The organism is Curtobacterium sp. PhB130, from assembly GCF_003755165.1.
Classification (GTDB): domain Bacteria; phylum Actinomycetota; class Actinomycetes; order Actinomycetales; family Microbacteriaceae; genus Curtobacterium.
This window is the reverse complement of record NZ_RKII01000011.1, coordinates 149,683-170,029: the sequence shown is the minus strand read 5'-3', so window position 1 is coordinate 170,029 and position 20,347 is coordinate 149,683. Positions and strand designations below refer to the sequence as shown.

Sequence of the window (20,347 nt, the reverse complement as noted above, 5' to 3'; positions counted from 1 at the left end):
CCGCGATCAGTCGCTCAGGTTCACCGCGAACTCGAGCAGCTCGAGCTCGAACCAGTCCCCCGGCTGCAGCCGCTGGTACAGGTACGAGCTCGTCGCGCGCGCCTGCACGCAAGCGAGCGCCGTCGCAGCGTCGACGCCGGCCGTGTCCGCGAACCGGCGGATCCGGTCGCGGAACACCCGATCGAGGTCGGGAGCGTCACGGAGTCCCTCGCGCTTCCCCGCGACCACGGTGAACGCGTCGTAGGCAGCGCTGCCACGCCAGCCCTTCGGGTCGATCGCCAACCACGGCTCACGCTCCGCGCTGAGCACGTTCCCGAAGTGCAGGTCCCCGTGGAGCATCGTCGTGGTCGTGTCGCCCCCGAGCAGCCGGATGGTGCTCCTCGTCCGCTCGATCACCGCGGAGGACAGGACACCGGGCAGGAGGGCGACCTGCCGATCGAGCTCCGATTCCCACCCTCCGGCCGTGTCCGCGAGCGCCGGTGTGGCCGGCCCCGCGGGAACTGCGAGGCGCCGAGCCAGGTGCCCGGCCGTCTCGATCGCCTCCTCCGCCGTCCCGATCGACTCGAGTGTGTCGGGACCAGCACGTTCCATCAGGAGCGCGAACGAGTCGGCGTCGGCATCGAGAAGTCGGACGGCGCCGTGCCCTCCGAAGCTGCGCAGCGCGTCCGGCTCGCTGCGGTTGCCGGGGTGCGGGAACGACACCTTGAGCGCTGCAGCCGTCTCGCCCCGCCGCACCGGCAGCACGATCGCCACTTCACCGTGCATCGGGGCACCGTCGAGGTCGCACCCCCACCGGCCGAGCAGGCCGCCGATGATCGCCGGCAGTTCGGCGAGCCACGCCGTACCGGCGGATCCTTCGCGGTTCGTCGTCGCGCGGACGAGTCCTTCGGGCACTTCGACGGCCGGCCCGGGCATCAGGTCGCTTCCGGGAGGATCGTTCCAGGGCTGATGGTCATCCGGCGTCGGCGTCGGCGTCGGCGTCGGCGGCCGCGGTGAGCATCTCGAGGATGCCCTCCGGGAAGACCGGTGTTTCCGTGTCGAGCGGAACCCACCGCACCGGACTGCCCTCGTCCAGGACGACGAGTTCCGCGCTGAGCGGGACACGGTCCAGTTCTTCCGACTGCACCGCGAAGACATGCGCGTACTCGTGCCCAGGGGAACCCTCGAACTCGAAGATGTTCTCGATGACGCCGAGGAGTGTCACGGTGGAGAGGGCCACGTCGAGTTCTTCCCGGAACTCACGCCGGAGCGCTTCGTCCGCGCGTTCGCCGAACTCGATGCCGCCACCCACGGCACGGTGGAACACGAGACCGCGGACGGTGTCCGTCGACTCGGAGAGCAGGACATGACTGCTCTTGACCGGCAACCCGACTGCGATGTTCCTGATCCCCGTCATCCGACCACCTTGTACAACCGACGGGCTGCGCACAAGAGCCTGTCCGCTCCCTAACCGACGGTGTGCAGCATCTCGACTCCCATGGAGCCGACCCGAGGGCGGTACCGCACCAGCGCGACCCGAGAGCCCTGGAGGTCGCCGAAATCCCGCCGGCGCGTTCGCTCCACGACGGCGACGGCTGCGTTTTCGGGCCCCGCCTGCCGGTGGACGCTGAGCGAGATGTGCGCGGTGTCCCGGACGAACGCCATCGGGGGCGCAGTCCCACCGTGCAGATCGGCAGCCGCCTGCCGCATCCGCACGCGGATCGGAAGGAGGCTGTCGTCGTCGAACCCCTGGACGAACACACCGGCTGCCGAACCACCGAGGCCGAGCAGGCGACACCGGACGTCGAGCAGGTCGCGCGAACGATCGATCGCGTCGACGTAGTGCTGAACCGTCTCCGGCGCGATCCGATCCCGGTACGGCTCGAGGCTCGTGATCGTCATGTGCAGGTCCGCCGCCCCGTAGAGGTGGTGTCCGCCCCGGTACGCGGCGTCCAGCTCGGACGTGACTCCGGCGAGGCGTCGCGCCGTCTCCTCGGCCGGGAGCAGGACGAGGCTGAGCCCCCATCGTGGGTCCCCATCCGTCGGCGTCCGGTCGGGTCGGAGATCGCCAAGGACCATGCGCGCTCGGCCCTCAGCCCACAGGGCGTCGTACTGGTCCTGGCTCGCCACGGCACCACGGTATCGGGTGCGCGGACTTCGGACGGGACGTCCGTGGTGGGCCCGCACCGAGCCTCCCGGTCGAGCGACTGGCCGACGACCGCCGGAAGTTCCGCGAACCCCCCTCGGTACTGTGTCGTCATGGCCCAAGCGACGCCACGAAGCGGTCGCTCGTGCGTGAGCTGTTCGCTCGCATCGAGTCCGAGGCGGGGATCTCGTCGCACAGCGTCGAGATCACGATCACGGAGACCCCGAAGGTGAACTGGGGCATCCGAGGCATGAACGCCGAGGACCTGGTGCTGGCCTACGAGATCGACGTCGAGCCGCCGTTGGACCAGACCGGCCTGGTCGAGCTCATCCGTGCGCGTCAGCGTGACCTGGGACACCCGCTCGTGGTGGGGATCTCCGGCTACTGCGGGTCCGGCAAGTCCACCCTGGCCAGGACCCTCGCGGCGGAGCTCGCAGGTGCGGTGCGGATCCGTGGTGACGACTTCTTGGACCCGGTGCGATCCCATCGGCGGTCGACGGACTGGGACGGTGTCGACCGACGACGACTGCTCGATTCGGTCCTCGCCCCGCATCGCGCCGCGCAACCCGGCGTGTTCCACCGCTTCGACTGGACCACGAGGTCGCTCGGTCCCGCTGAGCCGCTCCCCAGCGCCGACATCCTGGTCGTGGACCTGATCGGGCTGTTCCATCCGGACACGCTCCCGAGCCTCGACGTGACAGTCTGGTGTGACGTCGAGCTCGACGTCGCCGCACAGCGGGGCATGGCGCGCGATGCGCGGCTCGGCAGGCGTCACGAGTCGCTCTGGCGAGACGTGTGGGTCCCGAACGAGCGCGACTTCGAACAACGCTTCGCCCCGCAGCGGAGCGCGATGGCGCGCTACCGCCCTGCCTCGTAGCCCAGGTCCGAACGAGACGTGACCGGACACCGGACGGGAGGCCCGTGGCGGGCCCGCACCGGGCCTCCAGGCGGTCAGACCAGCGCGTCCACCACCGGGCGGTGCGTCGCGACGCCGGTCGCGTCCCACGCGCCGAGCAGGTGCAGGGTGGCGATCCGGAACGTGAGGGCGCGGACGAGCAGCTGGCGCCACTCGGCGATGCCGTCGCCGAGCGCGTCGAGCGCGCTGGCCGGCACCCCGTGCCAGCACACGGCGTCGACGGCGGCGACCGCCGCGCCGAACCCGGCGGGACGCCAGTAGGGCGGCCAGTCGATGATCGCGGGCGGTTGGCCCTCGGCGAAGAGCACGTTGCCGAGCAGGTCGCCGTGGACGAGATGGGCGGGTGACTCGACTGGGCGGAACGCCGCGGCGAGCCGGTCGAGCGTCGTGTCGCGCGGGAGCTCGGCCTCGCCCCAGGCCATCCGCTCGGCGCGACTCCAGGCGTTGTCCTTGCGGTCGAGGAAGGCAGGTCGGTCGAGGTGCGCGATCGCCCGGTGGAAGGCGGTGCCCGCGCGGATGACGTCGGCGACGCGGGTCTCGTCGGCGCGGCCGGGCAGCCACTCCCACGCTTCCCAGCGACCCGACCGCCAGCTGCCGGCGGTGGTGGCGACGGGCCGGGGCGTGCGGAACGCAGCCGTGTGCTCGAGCTCCGCGAGGACCTCGGCGCGCCAGTCGGTCTCCTCCGCGCCGTCGTGCGGCCGCAGGACCACGTCCCCGGCGCGCCACGTCAGGCCACGGCCGCCGGCGAGCCGTTCGGGCCGCGACCCCGCGACGCCGAACGCCGCCAGGGCAGCGGCGTCCGGCATCGTACGGTCGTCCATCGCGGGAGCGGGCGCTACACCAGGCAGCGCGGGCCGAGCAGGCTCTTCAGCTCACCGAACAGGTCGGGCGTCAGGTTCACCGGGAACGGCAGCTCGAACGTCCGGGCGACGTCGTCCTTGAGCAGCCGCAGCCGCACCTCGGTCTCCCCCGTGTGCCGGCCGAGCACCGCCGCCAGCTCGGTCACCGTCTCCGTCGTGGCCTGCCGTTCGGGCAGGGACAGCGTGAGCGGGCCGGAGCCCATCACGTCGCCGAGCGCCGGCTGGAACATGCTCACCGCGTGCAGCGCCTTGCCGTCGTCGCGGACGTTCACCCGACCGCGGAGGACGACGATCGAGTCGGCCACGAGCGACGGCCCGAACTCCTGGTACGTCTTGCCGAGGAACATCACGCCGATCTGGCCGCCGAAGTCCTCGATGTCGACGATGCCGTACGGGTTGCCGCTCGTCTTGGCCACCCGGTGCTGCACGCTCGTCAGCAGTCCGGCGACCGTGACGGTCTCCCCCTCGACCGAGTCGTCGGCCGCGATGAGGTCGGCGATGGTGATCGACTGGTGCTTCGCGAGCTCGATCTCGAGCCCCGCGAGCGGGTGGTCCGAGACGTAGAGCCCGAGCATGTCGCGCTCGAACGCGAGCTTGTCGCGCTTGGACCACTCCGGACGCTCCGGCACCTGCGAGACGACCGCCAGCGACGGCTGTTCCTCGGCGACCTCGGCGAACAGGGAGTCGAAGTCGAAGCCGACGTTGCCGTGGACCTCGTCGCGCTTGACCTTCACCGCCGCTTCGACCGCGCCCTCGTGGATCTCCACGAGCGCACGGCGGCTGTCCCCGAACTCGTCGAAGGCACCCGCCTTGATGAGCGACTCCACGGTCCGCTTGTTGGCGGAGGAGATCGGGATCTTCCGGAGGAAGTCGTGGAAGGACTCGAACGCGCCCTTCTCCGTGCGGGCCTTCACGATGTCGTCGACGACGTTGAAACCGACGTTGCGGATCGCGCCCATGCCGAAGCGGATGTCCTCACCGACGGCGGCGAAGAAGCCGATCGACTCGTTGACGTCCGGCGGCATCACCTTGATGCCCATCCGGCGGCACTCGTTGAGGTACAGGGCGAGCTTGTCGCGGGCGTCACCGACGGACGTCAGCAGCGCCGCCATGTACTCGGCCGGGTAGTGCGCCTTGAGGTAGGCGGTCCAGAAGGACACCACGCCGTACGCGGCGGAGTGCGCCTTGTTGAACGCGTAGTCGGAGAACGGCAGCAGGATGTCCCACAGCGTCTTGATCGCCGCGGCCGAGTAGCCGTTGTCGAGCATGCCCTTCTCGAAGCCGGCGTACTGCTTGTCCAGCTCGGACTTCTTCTTCTTGCCCATCGCGCGACGGAGGATGTCCGCCTGGCCGAGCGAGAACCCGGCCACCTTCTGCGCGATGGCCATGACCTGCTCCTGGTAGATGATCAGGCCGTAGGTCGTGCCGATGATGTCCTTGAGGGGCTCGGCGAGCTCCGGGTGGATCGGCGTGATCGCCTGCTCGCCGTTCTTGCGGAGCGCGTAGTTCGTGTGCGAGTTCGCACCCATGGGGCCCGGACGGTACAGGGCGATGAGCGCGGAGATGTCCTCGAAGTTGTCGGGCTTCATCAGGCGCAGGAGCCCGCGCATCGGGCCGCCGTCGAGCTGGAACACACCGAGGGTGTCACCGCGCTGCAGGAGCGCGTACGCCTCGGGGTCTTCCAGGCCCATGGTCTCGAGGTCGAGGTCGATCCCACGGTTGGTCTTGATGTTGTCGAGGGCGTCACTGATGATCGTGAGGTTCCGGAGCCCCAGGAAGTCCATCTTGATCAGGCCGAGCGACTCCGAAGCCGGGTAGTCGAACTGCGTGACGATCTGGCCGTCCTGCTCCCGCTTCATGATCGGGATGATGTCGATCAGCGGGTCGCTGGACATGATGACGCCGGCGGCGTGCACGCCCCACTGGCGCTTCAGCCCCTCGAGCCCCAGCGCGGTGTCGAAGACCGTCTTCGCTTCGGGGTCGGTCTCGACCACGGTGCGGACGTCGACGGCTTCCTTGAAGCGCGGGTGGTCCTTGTCGAAGATCCCGGTGAGCGGGATGTCCTTGCCCATCACGGGCGGCGGCATCGCCTTCGTGAGCTTCTCGCCCATGCCGAACGGGAAGCCGAGGACGCGCGAGGAGTCCTTCAGCGCCTGCTTCGCCTTGATCGTGCCGTACGTGACGATCTGCGCGACGCGCTCCGACCCGTACTTCTCGGTGACGTACTTGATCGCCTCACCGCGGCGCCGGTCGTCGAAGTCGACGTCGAAGTCGGGCATCGAGACGCGGTCCGGGTTGAGGAAGCGCTCGAAGATCAGGCCGTGCCGGATCGGGTCGAGGTCGGTGATGCGCATCGCGTACGCCACCATCGAGCCGGCACCGGAACCACGACCGGGGCCGACGCGGATGCCGTGGTCCTTCGACCAGTTGATGAAGTCGGCGACCACGAGGAAGTAGCCCGGGAAGTTCATCTGGTTGATGATGCCGACCTCGTAGTCGGCGCGCGCCTGGACCTCGGGCGAGATGCCGCCGGGGTAGCGGTACTCCAGCCCCTTCGCCACCTCTTTCTCGAACCAGCTGTGCTCGGTCTCCCCCTCGGGCACCGGGAACTTCGGCATGTAGTTCGCCGCGGTGTCGAACTCGACGTTGCACCGCTCGGCGATGAGCAGCGTGTTGTCGCACGCTTCGAGGTTGTCCCGGAAGACGTGCCGCATCTGCTGCGGGGTCTTCAGGTAGAACTCGTCGGCGTCGAACTTGAAGCGGTTCGGGTCGTTCAGGGTGGAGCCGGACTGCACGCAGAGCAGTGCCGCGTGCGACTTGGCGTCGTGGGAGTGGGTGTAGTGCAGGTCGTTCGTGCCGACGAGCGGCAGGCCGAGGTCCTTCGCGAGGCGGATCAGGTCCGTCATGATCCGGCGCTCGATCTCGAGGCCGTGGTCCATGATCTCGGCGAAGTAGTTCTCCTTGCCGAAGATGTCCCGGAAGTCCGCCGCCGCCTTGATCGCTTCGTCGTACTGGCCGAGGCGCAGGCGCGTCTGGACTTCACCGGAGGGGCAGCCCGTCGTGGCGATGATGCCGTCGTGGTACTCGCTGAGGAGTTCGCGGTCCATGCGGGGCTTGAAGTAGTAGCCCTCGAGCGAGGCCTTCGACGACAGCCGGAACAGGTTGTGCATGCCGGCGGTGTTCTCGGCGAACATCGTCATGTGCGTGTACGAACCCGCACCGGAGACGTCGTCCCCGCCGCCGTCACCCCAGCGCACACGGGTCTTGTCGGAGCGGTGGGTGCCCGGCGTGATGTACGCCTCTGTCCCGATGATCGGCTTGACGCCGCCGGCCTTGGCGGCCTTCCAGAACTCGAACGCGCCGAACATGTTGCCGTGGTCCGTCACCGCCACGGCCGGCATGCCCTGCGCGGCGGTCTCCGCCACGAGGTCGTTGAGCCTGGCCGCGCCGTCGAGCATCGAGTACTCGCTGTGCACGTGCAGGTGGACGAAGGAGTCGGAATCCGCCACGGAACCTCCGGTTCGTACGAGCTGCTGCGGGACTCGAACAGCCTAACCGCGACCGCGGACAGACACGCCGCGGCACTCCTCACCGCGCCCGCATCGCTCCTTCAGCGCTTCCTCACCGCTTCCTCACCGCTTCCTCACCGCACGAGCGGCAGCCAGATGTCGTCGACGATCTCCAGCACGCGGGTGTCCGGGATCCGCTTCAGCGTCATCACGAGGTCGTGGCGCATCAGGTCGGACGGCAGCGTGGTGAGCCCGTCGGGCCAGTCGCGTGCGGGGATCTCCCCCCGCGCGGCCGCACGCTCCAGGAAGACCCGGCCGACGCTCGACCGGTCCCCGATCAGGCGTGCGCGGAGGTCGGCGGGGGTCAGCCCGGTGTCCGCGTTGATGCTCGACAGGTAGAGGCTGATCACGGTGATGAACCCGGACCGCGCGTCGTTGAAGTCCCGGAGCGCTGCGAGCATGTCGCCCCGCAGGGTCCCGGTGTCCGGCACGGTACGACGATCGAACAGCCCGGCGTGCTGGAGCGCGGCGAGGACGAGGTCCACCTTCGTGGGCCACCGCCGGTAGAGCACGGGCTTCGAGGTCTCCGCGCGGGCAGCGACCGCCTCGTACGTCAGGGACGCGTAGCCGCTCCGTTCGAGCTCCTGCCACGCAGCGTCGAGCAGTGCCGCCTCGAGCTCCGCACCGCGCCGTCTCGTCTTCGCAAGATCCACTTGCGTATCTTAACGCGCCGCAGTACGGTGACGCCAACAAGAAACGGGAGCGTATCTCCATCATGGACAAGAACTTGACCAGACTGGCCGTCGCGCTGATCGTCGGCGCGATGGCACCGCTGTTCGACTCGACGATCGTCAGTGTCGCGCTGCACACCCTCAGCCGCGACCTGCACACGAGCGTCGACACCATCCAGTGGGTGAGCACCGGCTACCTGCTCGCGATGGGCGTCACCGTCCCGATCGTCGGCTGGCTGCAGAACCGCATCGGCGGGCGGCGGCTCTGGATGAGCGCGCTCGTCGTGTTCCTGATCGGCAGCGTCCTGTGCTCGCTCGCCTGGGACGCCACGAGCCTGATCGGCTTCCGGATCGTCCAGGGCATCGGCGCCGGCGCGATGATGCCGCTGCTGACCACGCTCTTGATGCAGGCGGCGGGCGGCCGGAACATCGGCAAGCTGATGTCGATCGCCTCCCTGCCCACGGCACTCGGACCGATCCTCGGACCGGTCATCGGCGGCCTGATCCTCGGCGCGGCCGACTGGCAGTGGCTGTTCTGGGTGAACGTGCCGTTCGCGGTCGCCGGCCTCGTCCTCGCGTGGTTGTTCATGCCCGCCGACGGTCCGGTCGGCACCGCGCGGCTCGACGTCGTCGGCCTGGTGCTGCTCTCCCCCGCCGTCGTCGGGATCCTGTTCGGCCTGAGCAACGCCAGCCGGGCGGACGGCTTCGCCCGGTTCGACGTCTGGGCACCGCTGGGCGCCGGGCTCGTCCTGCTCGTCGCGTTCGTCCTCTGGGCGACCCGCCGACGGAGCGCAGCCCTGGTGGACCTGGCACTGCTCCGGCACCGTCCGCTCGCCGCAGCCGCCACCCTGATGTTCCTGATGGGCGCCGCGCTCTACGGCGGCATGCTGCTCCTGCCGCTGTCGTTCCAGGAGCTCCGCGGGACCGACGCCCTCGGAGCCGGGCTGCTCCTCATCCCCCAGGGCGTCGGCTCCCTGCTCAGCCGTTCGCTCGCAGGCCGCATGACCGACCGGATCGGCGCCCGGGTCGTCGCCGTCGTCGGGTTCGCCGTCGTGCTCGTGGCCACGATCCCGTTCGCCTTCGCGGACGGCAGCACGAACCAGTGGTGGATCGCCCTGGTCCTGGTGGTCCGCGGGCTCGGCCTCGGAGCCGTGATGATCCCGATCATGTCGGTCGGCTTCGTCGGGCTCGACCGCCCGGACATGCCGCACGCGAGCACGATCACCCGGCTCGCGCAGCAGCTCGGTGGGGCGTTCGGCACCGCGGTGCTCGCCGTGGTCCTCGCGGGTGCGGTCGCCGGCGGCGATGCTGCGGTGGCGTTCCAGCAGGCGTTCTGGTGGGCGATCGGCATCACCGCGTTCGCGACGGTGCTCGCGTTCCTGCTGCCCGGCCGTCAGCCGGCCGCGGCCGAACCGGCAGCGCCGACGCCGACGCCGGTGCCCGCGTCGGCTTCCGCGTCCGCGTCCACGTCCACCTCCGCAGGGCGGCCGGCAGCCAGCGCGATCGAGTGAGCAGGAGTGGCGCGCGAGGGCGGCCGACGCCGCGTCTTCTGCGCACTCGACCGGCCGGGGCCGATCCATCCGCGGACCGGCCGCCGTCAGAGGGATCGACTGCGCAGCAGATGCGACCCGAGCGCGGCTGACGCGCACCTACTGCGCACTCGATGCCCACGGGGAGCCGGCCCGCCCCGGCCCGGCCTCAGACCGACGCGCTCCGGATGCGGTCCAGCGCGACCTGCAGGTCCTCCGGGTACGACGCCTGGAACTCGACCCACTCCCCGGTCCGGGGATGCGCGAACCCGAGCCGCACCGCATCGAGCCACTGCCGCGTCAGCCCGAGCTCCGCGGCCAGCACCGGGTCGGCCCCGTACATCGTGTCCCCGACGAGCGGGTGCCGGGTGGCCGCCATGTGCACCCGGATCTGGTGGGTGCGCCCGGTCTCCAGGTGCACCTCGAGCAGGGTCGCGGACCGGAAGGCCTCGAGCGTCTCGTAGTGCGTCACGCTCGGCTTGCCGTCCGAGGTGACCGCGAACTTCCAGTCGCTCGAGGGGTGCCGTCCGATCGGTGCGTCGACGGTGCCGGAGGTCGGGTCCGGGTGCCCCTGCGCGAGCGCGTGGTAGACCTTCTCGACCGTGCGCTCCTTGAACGCCCGCTTCAGGCTCGTGTACGCCAGCTCGGTCTTCGCGACCACCATGAGTCCGGAGGTCCCGACGTCGAGCCGGTGCACGATCCCCGCGCGTTCGGCGGCGCCGGAGGTCGCGATGGTGAACCCAGCAGCCGCGAGGCCCCCGGGCACGGTCGGGCCGTCCCACCCCGGCGAGGGGTGCGCGGCGACGCCGACGGGCTTGTCGACCACGACGATGTCGTCGTCGTCGTACACGATCGTCATCCCGGGGACGTGCGCGGGCACGATCCGTGGGGCTTCCTTCGGGGTCCACTCGACCTCGAGCCAGGAGTCCGCGTGCAGACGGTCGGACTTGTCGACGACCACGCCGTCGACGCGCACGCCACCGGCGGCGACGACGTCGGCCGCGAACGACCGGCTGAACCCGAGGAGCTTCGCGATGGCGGCGTCGACACGCTCACCGGCGAGCCCGTCCGGGACGGGCAGGGAACGCGTCTCGCTCACGTCGCGTCGTGCCCCAGCGAGTCGCGCTGGTCACCATGAGGTCGACTGGAGGCTCGGGGTGCGTCCGCCGCGTCGGTGGACGCGACCGACGGGGTCGCCGTCGCCGCAGCGTCCGTGGCGGAGTCCCCACGGGCCTCCAGGCCGCCCTTGCCCTTGCGCTTGTCCGAGACCGTCCTGGTGCCGTCGAGGTTGACCCCGAAGATCACCAGCAGCACGAAGATCACCATGCTGACGCAGATGAACGAGTCCGCGATGTTGTAGATCGCCGGCATCATCCACGGCGTCGAGATGAAGTCGACGACGTGGCCCTGGCCGAAGCCGGGCTCACGGAAGAGGCGGTCGCTGAGGTTGCCGAGCGCGCCGCCGAGCAGCATGCCGAGGACGATCGCCCACCACATGGAGTGGATGCGCCGTGCGAAGACGATGATCGCGACGACGACCGCAGCGGAGACGATCGAGAACACCCACGTCATGTTGACCGCGAACGAGAACGCGGCGCCGGGGTTCCGGACGTAGAGGAACTGCAGCGCGTTGCCGAGGACCGGCACGACCTGCCCGTACGGCAGGTTCGCGACGACCAGCGCCTTCACGATCTGGTCGGCCGCCACCACCACGACAGCGGCGAAGGCCAGTGCCGCGATCGCGCGGACACTGACCTTCGCTCGTTGGTCTTGCTGGGACAACGTCAGTTGCCGAAGCCCTGCGCCGAGGCCGGCGCGGGGGTGAGGCCGGACTGCTCGGTGCCCGACGAGGTGTCGAGCTCGTTGAGCTGACCCTGGATGTAGCTCTTCAGCTGGGCGCGGTAGTCGCGCTCGAACGTGCGGAGCTCGTCGATCTTGCCCTCGAGCTGGCGCTGCTCCTGCTCGAGCACCGCGACACGCTGACGGTTCGTGTTCTCGGTGTCGGCGATGATCTGGCGCTGCTTGCTCTCCGCTTCGGAGACGAGGCGCGCTGCCTGGGCCTGGCCCTCGGCGATGAGCGCGTCACGCTTCTCGATGCCTTCGCGGACGTGCTCCTCGTGGAGACGACGCGCGAGCGTGAGGAGGTTCGTGGTGCCCTCGGTGTCCTCGTCCGCCGGGACCGTGGTGGTCGGGGCGGCGGCTGCGACCGGCGCGGGCTCGGGAGCTGCGGCGACGGGGGCCGGCTCCGGCTCGGGCTCGGGGGTCGGAGCGGGAGCGGCTTCTGCGGCAGCGGCCGGCTTGGGCGCCGATTCGGCGGCCTGCAGGCGCTGACGGAGCTCCTCGTTCTCCTGGGTCAGACGGCGCAGCTCGACCACGACCTCGTCGAGGAAGTCGTCGACCTCGTCCTGGTCGTAGCCCTCGCGGAACTTGGTCGGCTGGAACCGCTTGTTGACTACGTCTTCCGGCGTCAAAGCCATTGCCGTCACCTCAATAGAACTGCTGAACGTGTGGAACCGAAACGTTGGGCCCGAATGTACCAGGCCCGACTTCCGGTGCGGATGCACCGCCGGAGCGGGCATCGATCCCGACCACCGTACACCGACGCCGGGCACGATCCGTGATCGTGTCCGGGCGTGGCGCGTGTCGTGGCCAGCCGGATCGGGTGCGGGAGGTCAGACCGCGGCGGAGATGACCCGGACGATGCTCATCAGGATGATGACGACGAGCATCACGATCGACCAGCCGAAGTCGAGCGCCACGGCTCCCATGCGGAGCGGCGGGAGCGCACGGCGGACGGCGCGGATGGGCGGGTCGGTCGTCGAGTAGACGACCTCGGCGACGACGAGCATGCCGCCGCGGGGACGCCACGAGCGGTTGAACGCCTGCACCATGTCGAGCGCGAACCGCCCCCAGAGCACGAAGAAGTAGAGCAGGAGGAGGAAGTACAGGATCGTGAAGATCGCGGACACGTGCGGCTCGCTCGTCTCGGGTGAACGGTGCCGTGTGACACCGCGCACGGGGCGGGTGGGCCTGGGCGGCGCACCGTGGTCGGGTTGACCACGGGACGCGTCGACTCAGGACTGGGCGAAGAAGGACGCCTCGATGTCGGACTCTACCTCGGGCGCCTCACCGCTCACTGCGACGTGCGCCGGGGAGAGCAGGAACACCTTGTTGGTGACGCGCTCGATCTTGCCGTAGAGGCCGAGGGACAGTCCGCTCGCGAAGTCGATCATGCGACGGGCGTCGGTCTCGGTCATCTGCGAGAGGTTGATGATGACGGGGATCCCGTCGCGGAAGCTCTCGGCGATGGACTGGGCGTCCTTGTACTCGCGCGGGTGGACGGTGAGGATCTCGTTCATTTCCTGGACCGGGGTCGCCTTCTGTGCGGTCGTGTGCGAGCGGCGGAGCGGGGTGACCTGGGCGCCGCGCTGGTGGGTGTGCGGGGCCTTGGCCTCGGGGGCTGGCTGCGCCGGAGCCGCCGGGGCGGGCGTCGCGGCGGCCGGTGCGGGAGCCTCGTGCTGGCTCGCGGCGGGCGAGGAGTGGTGCTGCTGCTGCGGCTGCTGGGCGCGTGCCTGCTGCTGCGGCTGCTCGTCCTCGTACTCGAGTTCCTCGTCGGCGAGGCCGAGGTAGACCATCGTCTTCTTCAACGGACCGGCCATGGTTCCTCCAGGGGTGTGCGTGCTCGTGGATGCCCTGCCACGAGGCTAGGGCGCAGTCGGCCGGTTTCCGGTGATTGCCGTCCCGATCCGCAGGTGTGTCGCGCCCTCGGCGATCGCCTCGGCGTAGTCGCCGCTCATCCCCGCGGAGATGTCGGTCGCGGTGGGCACGATCAGCCGCACGCGCTCGGAGATCCCGCGGAGCCGGGCGAACGCCGGACGGGGTTCCTCGTCGAGGGGCGCGACGGCCATCACGCCGCGGAGCGCGATCGTGCCCGTGGCCGCGATCCGCTCCACCATGGCGTCGACGTCGTCCGGGTGCACGCCACCGCGACCGGGGTCGTCGGTGAGGTTCACCTGCACGAACCCGTCGATCACGGGTGGTTCGGGTTCCTGCTCCGTCGGCGCGAACGCGTCCACGACGGAGTCGCGGTCGAGTGACTGCACGACGTGCGCGTACCGGCGCACCTGGCGGGCCTTCTTCGACTGCAGCTGCCCGACGAAGTGCCAGGTGAGCGCCAGGTCGGCGAGTTCGGTCGCCTTGGCCTGGGCCTCCTGGTGGCGGTTCTCCCCCACGTCCGTCACGCCGAGCGCGGCGAGGTCGCGGACCAGGGATGCCGGGTGGTACTTCGTCACCACGACGAGCGTGAGCTCGTCGGGTGCGCGACCGGCTGCCCTGGCCGCGTCGGCGATGCCGTCGCGGACCGTGGACAGCCGGTCCTGGAGGCTCGTGCGAGCGTCCGACAAGAGCCCTACTTCAGGAAGTCGGGGACGTCGAGTTCGTCGTCGTCACCGTCGAAGGCCGGGTCGGCAGCGCGCTGCGCCGGCGGCTCGTGCTCCGAGGAGGCCCAGGACGGCGAGGAGCTCGTGGAGTCCTCGATCGCGGAGGAACCGGCGCCGGACACCGGGACGGTCGCGCCGGCCTCGGGGTCGACCCAGCTCGCGCGACGCTCCTTGACCTGCGACGAGGGCTCGCCCCCGTCGAACCCGGCTGCGATGACCGTGACACGGACCTCGTCGCCGAGGGTGTCGTCGATGACCGCACCGAAGATGATGTTCGCCTCGGGGTGGACGGCTTCCTGCACGAGGCGGGCCGCGTCGTTGATCTCGAAGATGCCGAGGTTCGAGCCACCCTGGATCGAGAGCAGCACGCCGTGCGCACCGTCGATCGAGGCCTCGAGCAGCGGCGACGCGACCGCGAGCTCCGCGGCCTTGATCGCCCGGTCGGCACCCCGCGAGGAGCCGATGCCCATGAGCGCCGAACCGGCACCCTGCATGACGGACTTGACGTCCGCGAAGTCGAGGTTGATGAGGCCAGGGGTCGTGATCAGGTCGGTGATGCCCTGGACGCCGGCGAGGAGGACCTGGTCGGCGGTCGCGAAGGCCTCGACCATGGAGATGCCACGGTCGGAGATCTCGAGCAGGCGGTCGTTCGGCACGACGATGAGCGTGTCGACCTCGTCCTTGAGCCCGGCGACGCCGTTCTCGGCCTGCGACTGGCGGCGCTTGCCCTCGAAGCTGAACGGCTTCGTGACGACACCGATGGTGAGCGCCCCGATCGACTTCGCGATGCGGGCGACCACGGGCGCACCACCCGTGCCGGTCCCACCGCCTTCACCGGCGGTGACGAAGACCATGTCGGCACCCGCGAGTGCCTCTTCGATCTCCTCGGCGTGGTCCTCGGCGGCACGACGGCCGACCTCGGGGTCCGCGCCGGCGCCGAGGCCGCGGGTGATCTCGCGGCCGACGTCGAGCTTGACGTCGGCGTCGCTGAGCAGCAGTGCCTGCGCATCGGTGTTGATCGCGATGAACTCGACGCCACGGAGGCCCAGCTCGATCATGCGGTTGACGGCGTTCACGCCGCCGCCGCCGACACCGACGACCTTGATGACGGCGAGGTAGTTGTGGTTCGTGGTCACGTCAGTCCGGCCTCCGGTTGAACCCTCAACCTTTACTTGAAGTTCAGGGTCTTTGCTGCTAGGTGTGGTGCTTGCATCGACGCTACGGGGGTGCTCGCCGCGGTGTCGCCCCGCCACGCCGCGTGTCGCGAACCCGCCCCGCAATTCTCCCCCGCGCGGCGCAGGGTGCGTCGGGAGGAGGCGCGTCAGGACTGGGCGCGGATGATGCCGTTGTCCGGGGCGGAGACGTCGTACTCCACCGCGGTCTTCGGGTCGCGGGACGCGTGGTCCTTCACGAGGGCGTCGAGGAGCGCCGCCTTCGCGTCGGAGTCGTCCGGGCTCCCCCAGACGACCCGGGAGCCGTCCTTCATGGTGAGCGTCACGTCGTCCGCGGTCGACGCGGACACGCCCGACACCTGCGCCCGCACGGTGGAGGGCAGCGCCAGCACCACCTCGGTCATCGTCCGGAACACGGACGACCCGAGCTTCGCCGACCCGATGTCGGCGAGCGGCATCGTGTCCGGCTGCTTCGGCGCGGACTGCACGACGATCCCGGCGGGGTCGACGAGGTCGAACGTCTTCCCGGTCTTCACGGCGACGACCGGCGTCCGCTCGGTGACGGTCACGACGAGCGTGTTCGGCGGCTCTTCCTCGGTCACGTAGCTCTCGATGAGCGGGAAGCCGGCGATGTCCTTCTTGATCGCACCGAAGTCGAGGCGCGCGAGCGGCGTCCCGATCTGCTCGGACAGCGCCTGGCGGAGCGCGGCGTCGTCGACCCGGCTGGTGCCCTTGATCTCGATCGTCCGGAGCGCCATCAGCGGCGAGTACACCGCGACGAGGATCGACACGCCGAGCACGACGACCACACCGCCCGCGGTCACCCACGCGGCGCGGCGGTGCCGGGAGCGGCGGGTGAACCGCCGGACCTCGGCACGTTCGAGGAGCTTGCGCCGCTTGCGGGCGACGCGGGCATCGCGCGCGGTCTCGGCAGCGCGGACCCCGGCACCGATGGGCGCCTCGTGGTCGTCCGTCGCGTCCGCCGACTCGGCCGGCCTGGAGGCGGTGAGCAGGTCGACGACGTCGGTCGCGGCCGCGTCGTGGTCGGTTGCCGCGGGACGGGACACGGGTGACGCGACGGTCTCCGGCGCCGCGGCCGGCGGCTCCGGGGCGACCCGGGCCTCCCGGCCGTCGTCCGTCCCGACCCCCTGCCTGCGGGGCAACCGCGGGATCCGCGGTGCACGTCGCTCACGCGGTGCGCGCTCGCCCTCGACGCCAGCGGCCGGCTGCGCCGGTCGCTCGTCGAAGCCCTCGGGACGTTTCACCGGGACGTTGCCTCGTCGGTCTGCAGCGCGGCCAGCACCTGCGGGATGATCCGGTACACGTCGCCGCAGCTGAGGGTCATGATGATGTCGCCGTCACGCGCGACCGCTGCGGCACGAGCCGACGCGTCGGCCCAATCCGGCAGGTAGTCGACGTGCGACTGGTCGTGGAAGCGCTCCTGGACAAGGGCGCCGGTGACGCCGGGCTCCGGGTCCTCGCGCGCGCCGTAGACGTCGAGCACGACCGTGTGGTCGGCGAGGTCCTCGTAGACCTTGGCGAAGTCGCCGGCCATCATCCGGGTGCGGGAGTACAGGTGCGGCTGGTGGATCGCGATGATCCGGCCGTCGCCGACGACGTTGCGCGCTGCCTTGAGCGCCGCCGCGACCTCGGTCGGGTGGTGGGCGTAGTCGTCGTAGACCGACACGCCGCGCTCGACGCCGTGCAGCTCGAAGCGGCGCTCGGTGCCACCGAAGGCCTCGATGCCGCGGATCGCGTCGGCCGGTGCGACACCGAGCCCGGTGAGGACCGCGAACGCGCCGACGGCGTTGATCGCGTTGTGGCGGCCGGGGACGCGGAGCGTGATGTGGTGCGCCTCGCCCGCAGCGCGGAAGTCGACCTCGACGCCGGCGGACTCGACGATGCGCTCGATGCGGACGTCGGCGTCGACGGCCTCGCCGAACGTGACGATCTCGGGGGCGTGCTCGAGGGCTCGGACGCCCGACGTGACGCGCTTGGCGCCGGCGTCGTCGCTCGAGACGACCACGCGCTCGCTCGCCTTCGCGGCGAACTCGACGAAGGCGTCGATGAAGGCGTCCTCGCTGCCGTAGTGGTCGAGGTGGTCGGCGTCGACGTTCGTGATGAGCGCGACGGCGACGTCGTAGAGCAGGAAGGAGCCGTCGGACTCGTCGGCCTCGACCACGAAGAGGTCGCTCTTCCCCGGGGCCGAGCTGGTGCCGAGCGACTGGATCACGCCGCCGTTGACGAAGCTCGGGTCGAGGCCGAGCTCGACCATCGCGGTGACGATCATGCCGGTCGAGGTGGTCTTGCCGTGCGCGCCGGCGACCGCGACGAGGCGGTGCTCGGCGATCAGCGCGGCCAGGGCCTGGGAGCGGTGCAGGACCGGCAGACCGCGGCGCTGGGCCTCGAGGAGCTCGGGGTTGTCCGGCCAGAGGGCGCTCGTGACGACGATCGTGTCCGCGGCGCCGACGTTGCTCGCGTCGTGGCCGATGTGCACCTCGGCACCGAGCTCGCGCATCCGGCCGGTGGTCGCGGTCTCGCGGGAGTCGCTGCCCGTGACGGTGTGACCGGCGGCGAGGAACATCCGGGCGATGCCGCTCATGCCGGAGCCGCCGATGCCGACGAAGTGGACCGTGCCGAGGTCGTCCGGGATCGGCTGGGTCAGGTCCGGCTTGATGGTCATGGTTCCTCCGTGGTGCCGGTGCTGTTGGTGCTGGTGCCGTTCGTGCTGCCGGTGCTGGTGCCGTTCGTGCCGCCGGTGCTGGTGCCGTTCGTGCTGCCGGTGCCGCCGGTGCTGCGCTCACGCGCGGCGTCGAGGGCCAGGTCGGTCATCCGGTCGGCGCCGTCGCGGTGGCCGACGCTGCCGGCACGGACCGCCATGCTCGCGATTCGGGCCCGGTCCTGCAGGATGCCCAGCAGCTGGAACGTCACCCAGTCCTGGTCGAATTCCTGGTCCGCGACGAGGACCGCTCCCCCGGCGCCGACGACGTCGCGGGCGTTGTGCCGCTGCTCGCCGTTGCCGACAGGGTACGGCACCAGGACGCTCGGCAGCCCGACGGCCGTGAGCTCGCAGACCATGCCGGCGCCGGAGCGCGAGACGACGAAGTCCGAGGCCGCGTACGCCAGGTCCATCCGGTCGCAGTACGGCAGCACGGTGTACCCGTCGAGGTCGATCGGGCCGATCTCGGACTTGCCGCCGACGACGTGCAGGACCTGCCAGCCGGCACCGACGATGGTCGCCGCCGAGCGGTTGATCGTGGTGTTGATGCTCCGCGCACCGGACGACCCGCCCGTGACGAGCAACACCGGGCGCGCGGGGTCGAGCCCGAACTCGGCGAGCCCCTCCGCGCGGCTGGCGCGGCGGTCGAGCGACTCGATCTCCCGGCGGAGCGGCATCCCGACGACGCGGGAGTGCCGTAGGCGGGTGTTCGAGAACGTCACCCCGACGTGGCTCGTCAGGAACGCGGCGAGCCGGTTCGCCAGGCCCGGCTTGGCGTTCTGCTCGTGCACGACGATCGGCGTGCCGGTGCGCTTCGCCGCGATGTAGGCGGGCGCGGACGCGTACCCGCCGACGCCGAGGACGACGTCGACGTCCCGCTCGCGGATGATCTGCTCGGTGCGCTTGACCGCACGCCAGAAGGCGCCGGGGAACCGCAGGGCTGCGGCGTTCGGCTTCCGCGGGAACGGCAGGCGCGGGATCGTCAGCAGCTCGTACCCGCGCATCGGGACGAGGCGGGACTCCAGGCCCTCTGCGGTGCCGAGGACGATGACGGTGTCCTCCGGGGAACGCTCGGTCAGCCGGTCGGCGACGGCGAGCAGGGGGTTGACGTGGCCGGCGGTGCCGCCGCCGGCGAAGAGGTAGGTGCTCACCGGAGCGCTCCGTTCGTTCGGGGCAGGTCGCGGTTCGAGAGCTCCGCCTTGCCGGGCAGTTCGCGGGCGAAGGACAGCACGACGCCGATCGCGACGAGGGTCATGATGAGCGCCGAACCACCTGCCGAGATCAGTGGGAGTGGGACGCCGAGCACCGGGAGCAGGCCGAGGACCACGCCGATGTTCACGAGCGCCTGGCCGATGATCCACGCCAGGACGCCGCCGGTGACCGTCCGGACGAACGCGTCGTCGGAGAGGCGGATGATCCGGACCATGCTGATCGCGAGCACGACGAACAGGGCGAGGACGACGACCGCGCCGATGAGGCCGAGCTCCTCGCCGATGATCGCGAAGATGTAGTCGTTGTCCGCCTCGGGCAGCCACGACCACTTCGCCTTGGAGTTGCCGAGCCCGACGCCGAACACGCCGCCGGATGCCAGCGCCCACATGCCGTGGACCGGCTGCCAGCAGAGGTCCTGGTACTGGCTGGTGTCCGTGCAGCCGGAGAGCCACGCGCTGATGCGGGACGACCGGGAGCTCGAGGCCATCGTCACGAACGGCAGCAGCACGAGGACCGCTCCGACCACGATGCCGAGGTGCCGCAGACGGATGCCGCCGACGAACATCGCGCCGAAGACCAGGATCATCATCACCATCGCGGTGCCCTGGTCGCCACCGAACAGCACGAGGCCGATCGAGGCGGCCGTGACGAGGCCGATCGGGATGAGGATCTGCTTCCAGTCGTCGAGCTTGTTGCGCTTCTGGTAGACGATCGTGCCGATGCCGAGCACCAGCGCGAGCTTGAGGATCTCGGAGGGCTGCGCGGTGAACGTGCCGAGCTTGATCCAGTTCCGGTTGCCCTGGATCGAGTAGCCGAGCGGCGTCAGCACGACGAGCGCCTGGACGAGCAGGCCGATCACGATGATCCACCTGGCGTACTTCCGCCACGTCGCGACCCGGAAGCGGCTGGCGATGAGCATCAGCGGGATGCCGATGATCGCGTACAGCCCCTGACGCGTGAACGCGCCGAAGAAGTCGTGCGTCGCCGCGTACTGCTCGACGCTCGAGGACGAGAGCACCATCACGACGCCGAAGACGACGAGGAACAGCGTCACGCCGAGGATCGTGTAGAACGTGCTCGACTCGGCGACGAAGACGTTCTTCACCGCGACGACCGCACCGTTCGGCCGACGCGC

Annotated in this window: 19 protein-coding genes; 2 read left to right on the top strand and 17 right to left on the bottom strand. The window is 70.3% G+C overall.

Features of this window, described 5'->3' with window-relative positions; genetic code table 11:
- Nucleotides 1-6: 6 nt before the first annotated feature.
- The 3 genes from EDF24_RS17625 to EDF24_RS17615 are packed head-to-tail and all read right to left on the bottom strand — an operon-like array spanning nt 7 to nt 2,109.
- Complete coding sequence (locus EDF24_RS17625; protein WP_185021715.1) at nt 7-915, bottom strand: aminoglycoside phosphotransferase family protein; 909 nt, start codon at nt 913-915, stop codon at nt 7-9.
- Between the two features lie 37 nt (nt 916-952).
- Nucleotides 953-1,396, bottom strand: coding sequence for an NUDIX domain-containing protein (locus EDF24_RS17620; protein WP_123704599.1), 444 nt, complete (start codon nt 1,394-1,396; stop codon nt 953-955).
- 50 nt (nt 1,397-1,446) lie between these two features.
- On the bottom strand, nt 1,447-2,109 hold the full coding sequence (locus EDF24_RS17615) for a hypothetical protein (RefSeq protein ID WP_185021718.1): 663 nt from the start codon (nt 2,107-2,109) through the stop codon (nt 1,447-1,449).
- Here EDF24_RS17615 and EDF24_RS19400 point away from each other — a divergent pair.
- On the top strand, nt 2,007-3,002 hold the full coding sequence (locus EDF24_RS19400) for a tautomerase family protein (RefSeq protein ID WP_221181394.1): 996 nt from the start codon (nt 2,007-2,009) through the stop codon (nt 3,000-3,002). The genes EDF24_RS17615 and EDF24_RS19400 overlap by 103 nt on opposite strands.
- A 74-nt stretch (nt 3,003-3,076) precedes the next feature.
- On the opposite strand, the gene EDF24_RS17600 is transcribed toward EDF24_RS19400, so the two are convergent.
- The 3 genes from EDF24_RS17600 to EDF24_RS17590 all read right to left on the bottom strand — a co-directional run bounded on the left by EDF24_RS17600 (nt 3,077) and on the right by EDF24_RS17590 (nt 8,123).
- Entirely contained in the window at nt 3,077-3,862 is a 786-nt protein-coding gene (locus EDF24_RS17600) for a hypothetical protein (protein ID WP_123704595.1), read from the bottom strand.
- A 14-nt stretch (nt 3,863-3,876) separates the two neighbouring features.
- Nucleotides 3,877-7,359 (bottom strand): DNA polymerase III subunit alpha, encoded by a 3,483-nt coding sequence (gene dnaE / locus EDF24_RS17595; protein ID WP_243698362.1) that lies wholly within the window; start codon nt 7,357-7,359, stop codon nt 3,877-3,879.
- 185 nt (nt 7,360-7,544) lie between these two features.
- Nucleotides 7,545-8,123 (bottom strand): TetR/AcrR family transcriptional regulator, encoded by a 579-nt coding sequence (locus EDF24_RS17590; protein WP_123704591.1) that lies wholly within the window; start codon nt 8,121-8,123, stop codon nt 7,545-7,547.
- A gap of 62 nt (nt 8,124-8,185) precedes the next feature.
- Here EDF24_RS17590 and EDF24_RS17585 point away from each other — a divergent pair, with 62 nt between their 5' ends.
- Entirely contained in the window at nt 8,186-9,652 is a 1,467-nt protein-coding gene (locus EDF24_RS17585) for an MDR family MFS transporter (RefSeq protein WP_123704588.1), read from the top strand.
- Nucleotides 9,653-9,839: 187 nt separating this feature from the next.
- On the opposite strand, the gene EDF24_RS17580 is transcribed toward EDF24_RS17585, so the two are convergent.
- The 11 genes from EDF24_RS17580 to ftsW all read right to left on the bottom strand — a co-directional run bounded on the left by EDF24_RS17580 (nt 9,840) and on the right by ftsW (nt 20,317).
- Nucleotides 9,840-10,769: an RluA family pseudouridine synthase gene (locus EDF24_RS17580; RefSeq protein ID WP_123704586.1), complete on the bottom strand. Its 930-nt coding sequence runs from the start codon at nt 10,767-10,769 to the stop codon at nt 9,840-9,842.
- The gene (gene lspA, locus EDF24_RS17575; protein ID WP_243698346.1) at nt 10,766-11,452 is read right to left on the bottom strand and encodes a signal peptidase II; all 687 of its coding nucleotides are present in this window, start codon (nt 11,450-11,452) and stop codon (nt 10,766-10,768) included. The genes EDF24_RS17580 and lspA overlap by 4 nt, the downstream gene beginning before the upstream one ends.
- A 2-nt stretch (nt 11,453-11,454) precedes the next feature.
- The gene (locus tag EDF24_RS17570; RefSeq protein WP_165931492.1) at nt 11,455-12,147 is read right to left on the bottom strand and encodes a DivIVA domain-containing protein; all 693 of its coding nucleotides are present in this window, start codon (nt 12,145-12,147) and stop codon (nt 11,455-11,457) included.
- 195 nt (nt 12,148-12,342) lie between these two features.
- A complete protein-coding gene (locus EDF24_RS17565) occupies nt 12,343-12,639 on the bottom strand; it encodes a YggT family protein (protein WP_123653083.1) in 297 nt (98 codons plus the stop codon).
- A gap of 105 nt (nt 12,640-12,744) precedes the next feature.
- Nucleotides 12,745-13,329 (bottom strand): cell division protein SepF, encoded by a 585-nt coding sequence (locus EDF24_RS17560; protein ID WP_123704585.1) that lies wholly within the window; start codon nt 13,327-13,329, stop codon nt 12,745-12,747.
- Between the two features lie 45 nt (nt 13,330-13,374).
- Nucleotides 13,375-14,073 carry a YggS family pyridoxal phosphate-dependent enzyme gene (locus EDF24_RS17555; RefSeq protein WP_123653081.1) on the bottom strand — a complete coding sequence of 233 codons (699 nt, stop codon included), beginning with the start codon at nt 14,071-14,073 and terminating at the stop codon, nt 13,375-13,377.
- Nucleotides 14,074-14,078: 5 nt separating this feature from the next.
- Nucleotides 14,079-15,245 carry a cell division protein FtsZ gene (gene ftsZ, locus EDF24_RS17550; RefSeq protein WP_123653080.1) on the bottom strand — a complete coding sequence of 389 codons (1,167 nt, stop codon included), beginning with the start codon at nt 15,243-15,245 and terminating at the stop codon, nt 14,079-14,081.
- A gap of 185 nt (nt 15,246-15,430) precedes the next feature.
- Nucleotides 15,431-16,546, bottom strand: a complete 1,116-nt coding sequence (locus EDF24_RS17545) for an FtsQ-type POTRA domain-containing protein (RefSeq protein ID WP_123704583.1) — start codon at nt 16,544-16,546, stop codon at nt 15,431-15,433.
- A complete protein-coding gene (murC, locus tag EDF24_RS17540) occupies nt 16,543-17,964 on the bottom strand; it encodes a UDP-N-acetylmuramate--L-alanine ligase (RefSeq protein WP_123704581.1) in 1,422 nt (473 codons plus the stop codon). Before murC ends, EDF24_RS17545 begins: the two co-directional genes overlap by 4 nt.
- A complete protein-coding gene (locus tag EDF24_RS17535; protein ID WP_123704579.1) occupies nt 17,961-19,151 on the bottom strand; it encodes a glycosyltransferase in 1,191 nt (396 codons plus the stop codon). Before EDF24_RS17535 ends, murC begins: the two co-directional genes overlap by 4 nt.
- Nucleotides 19,148-20,317 carry a putative lipid II flippase FtsW gene (gene ftsW / locus EDF24_RS17530; protein ID WP_260233496.1) on the bottom strand — a complete coding sequence of 390 codons (1,170 nt, stop codon included), beginning with the start codon at nt 20,315-20,317 and terminating at the stop codon, nt 19,148-19,150. The genes EDF24_RS17535 and ftsW overlap by 4 nt, the downstream gene beginning before the upstream one ends.
- Between the last annotated feature and the right edge of the window lie 30 nt (nt 20,318-20,347).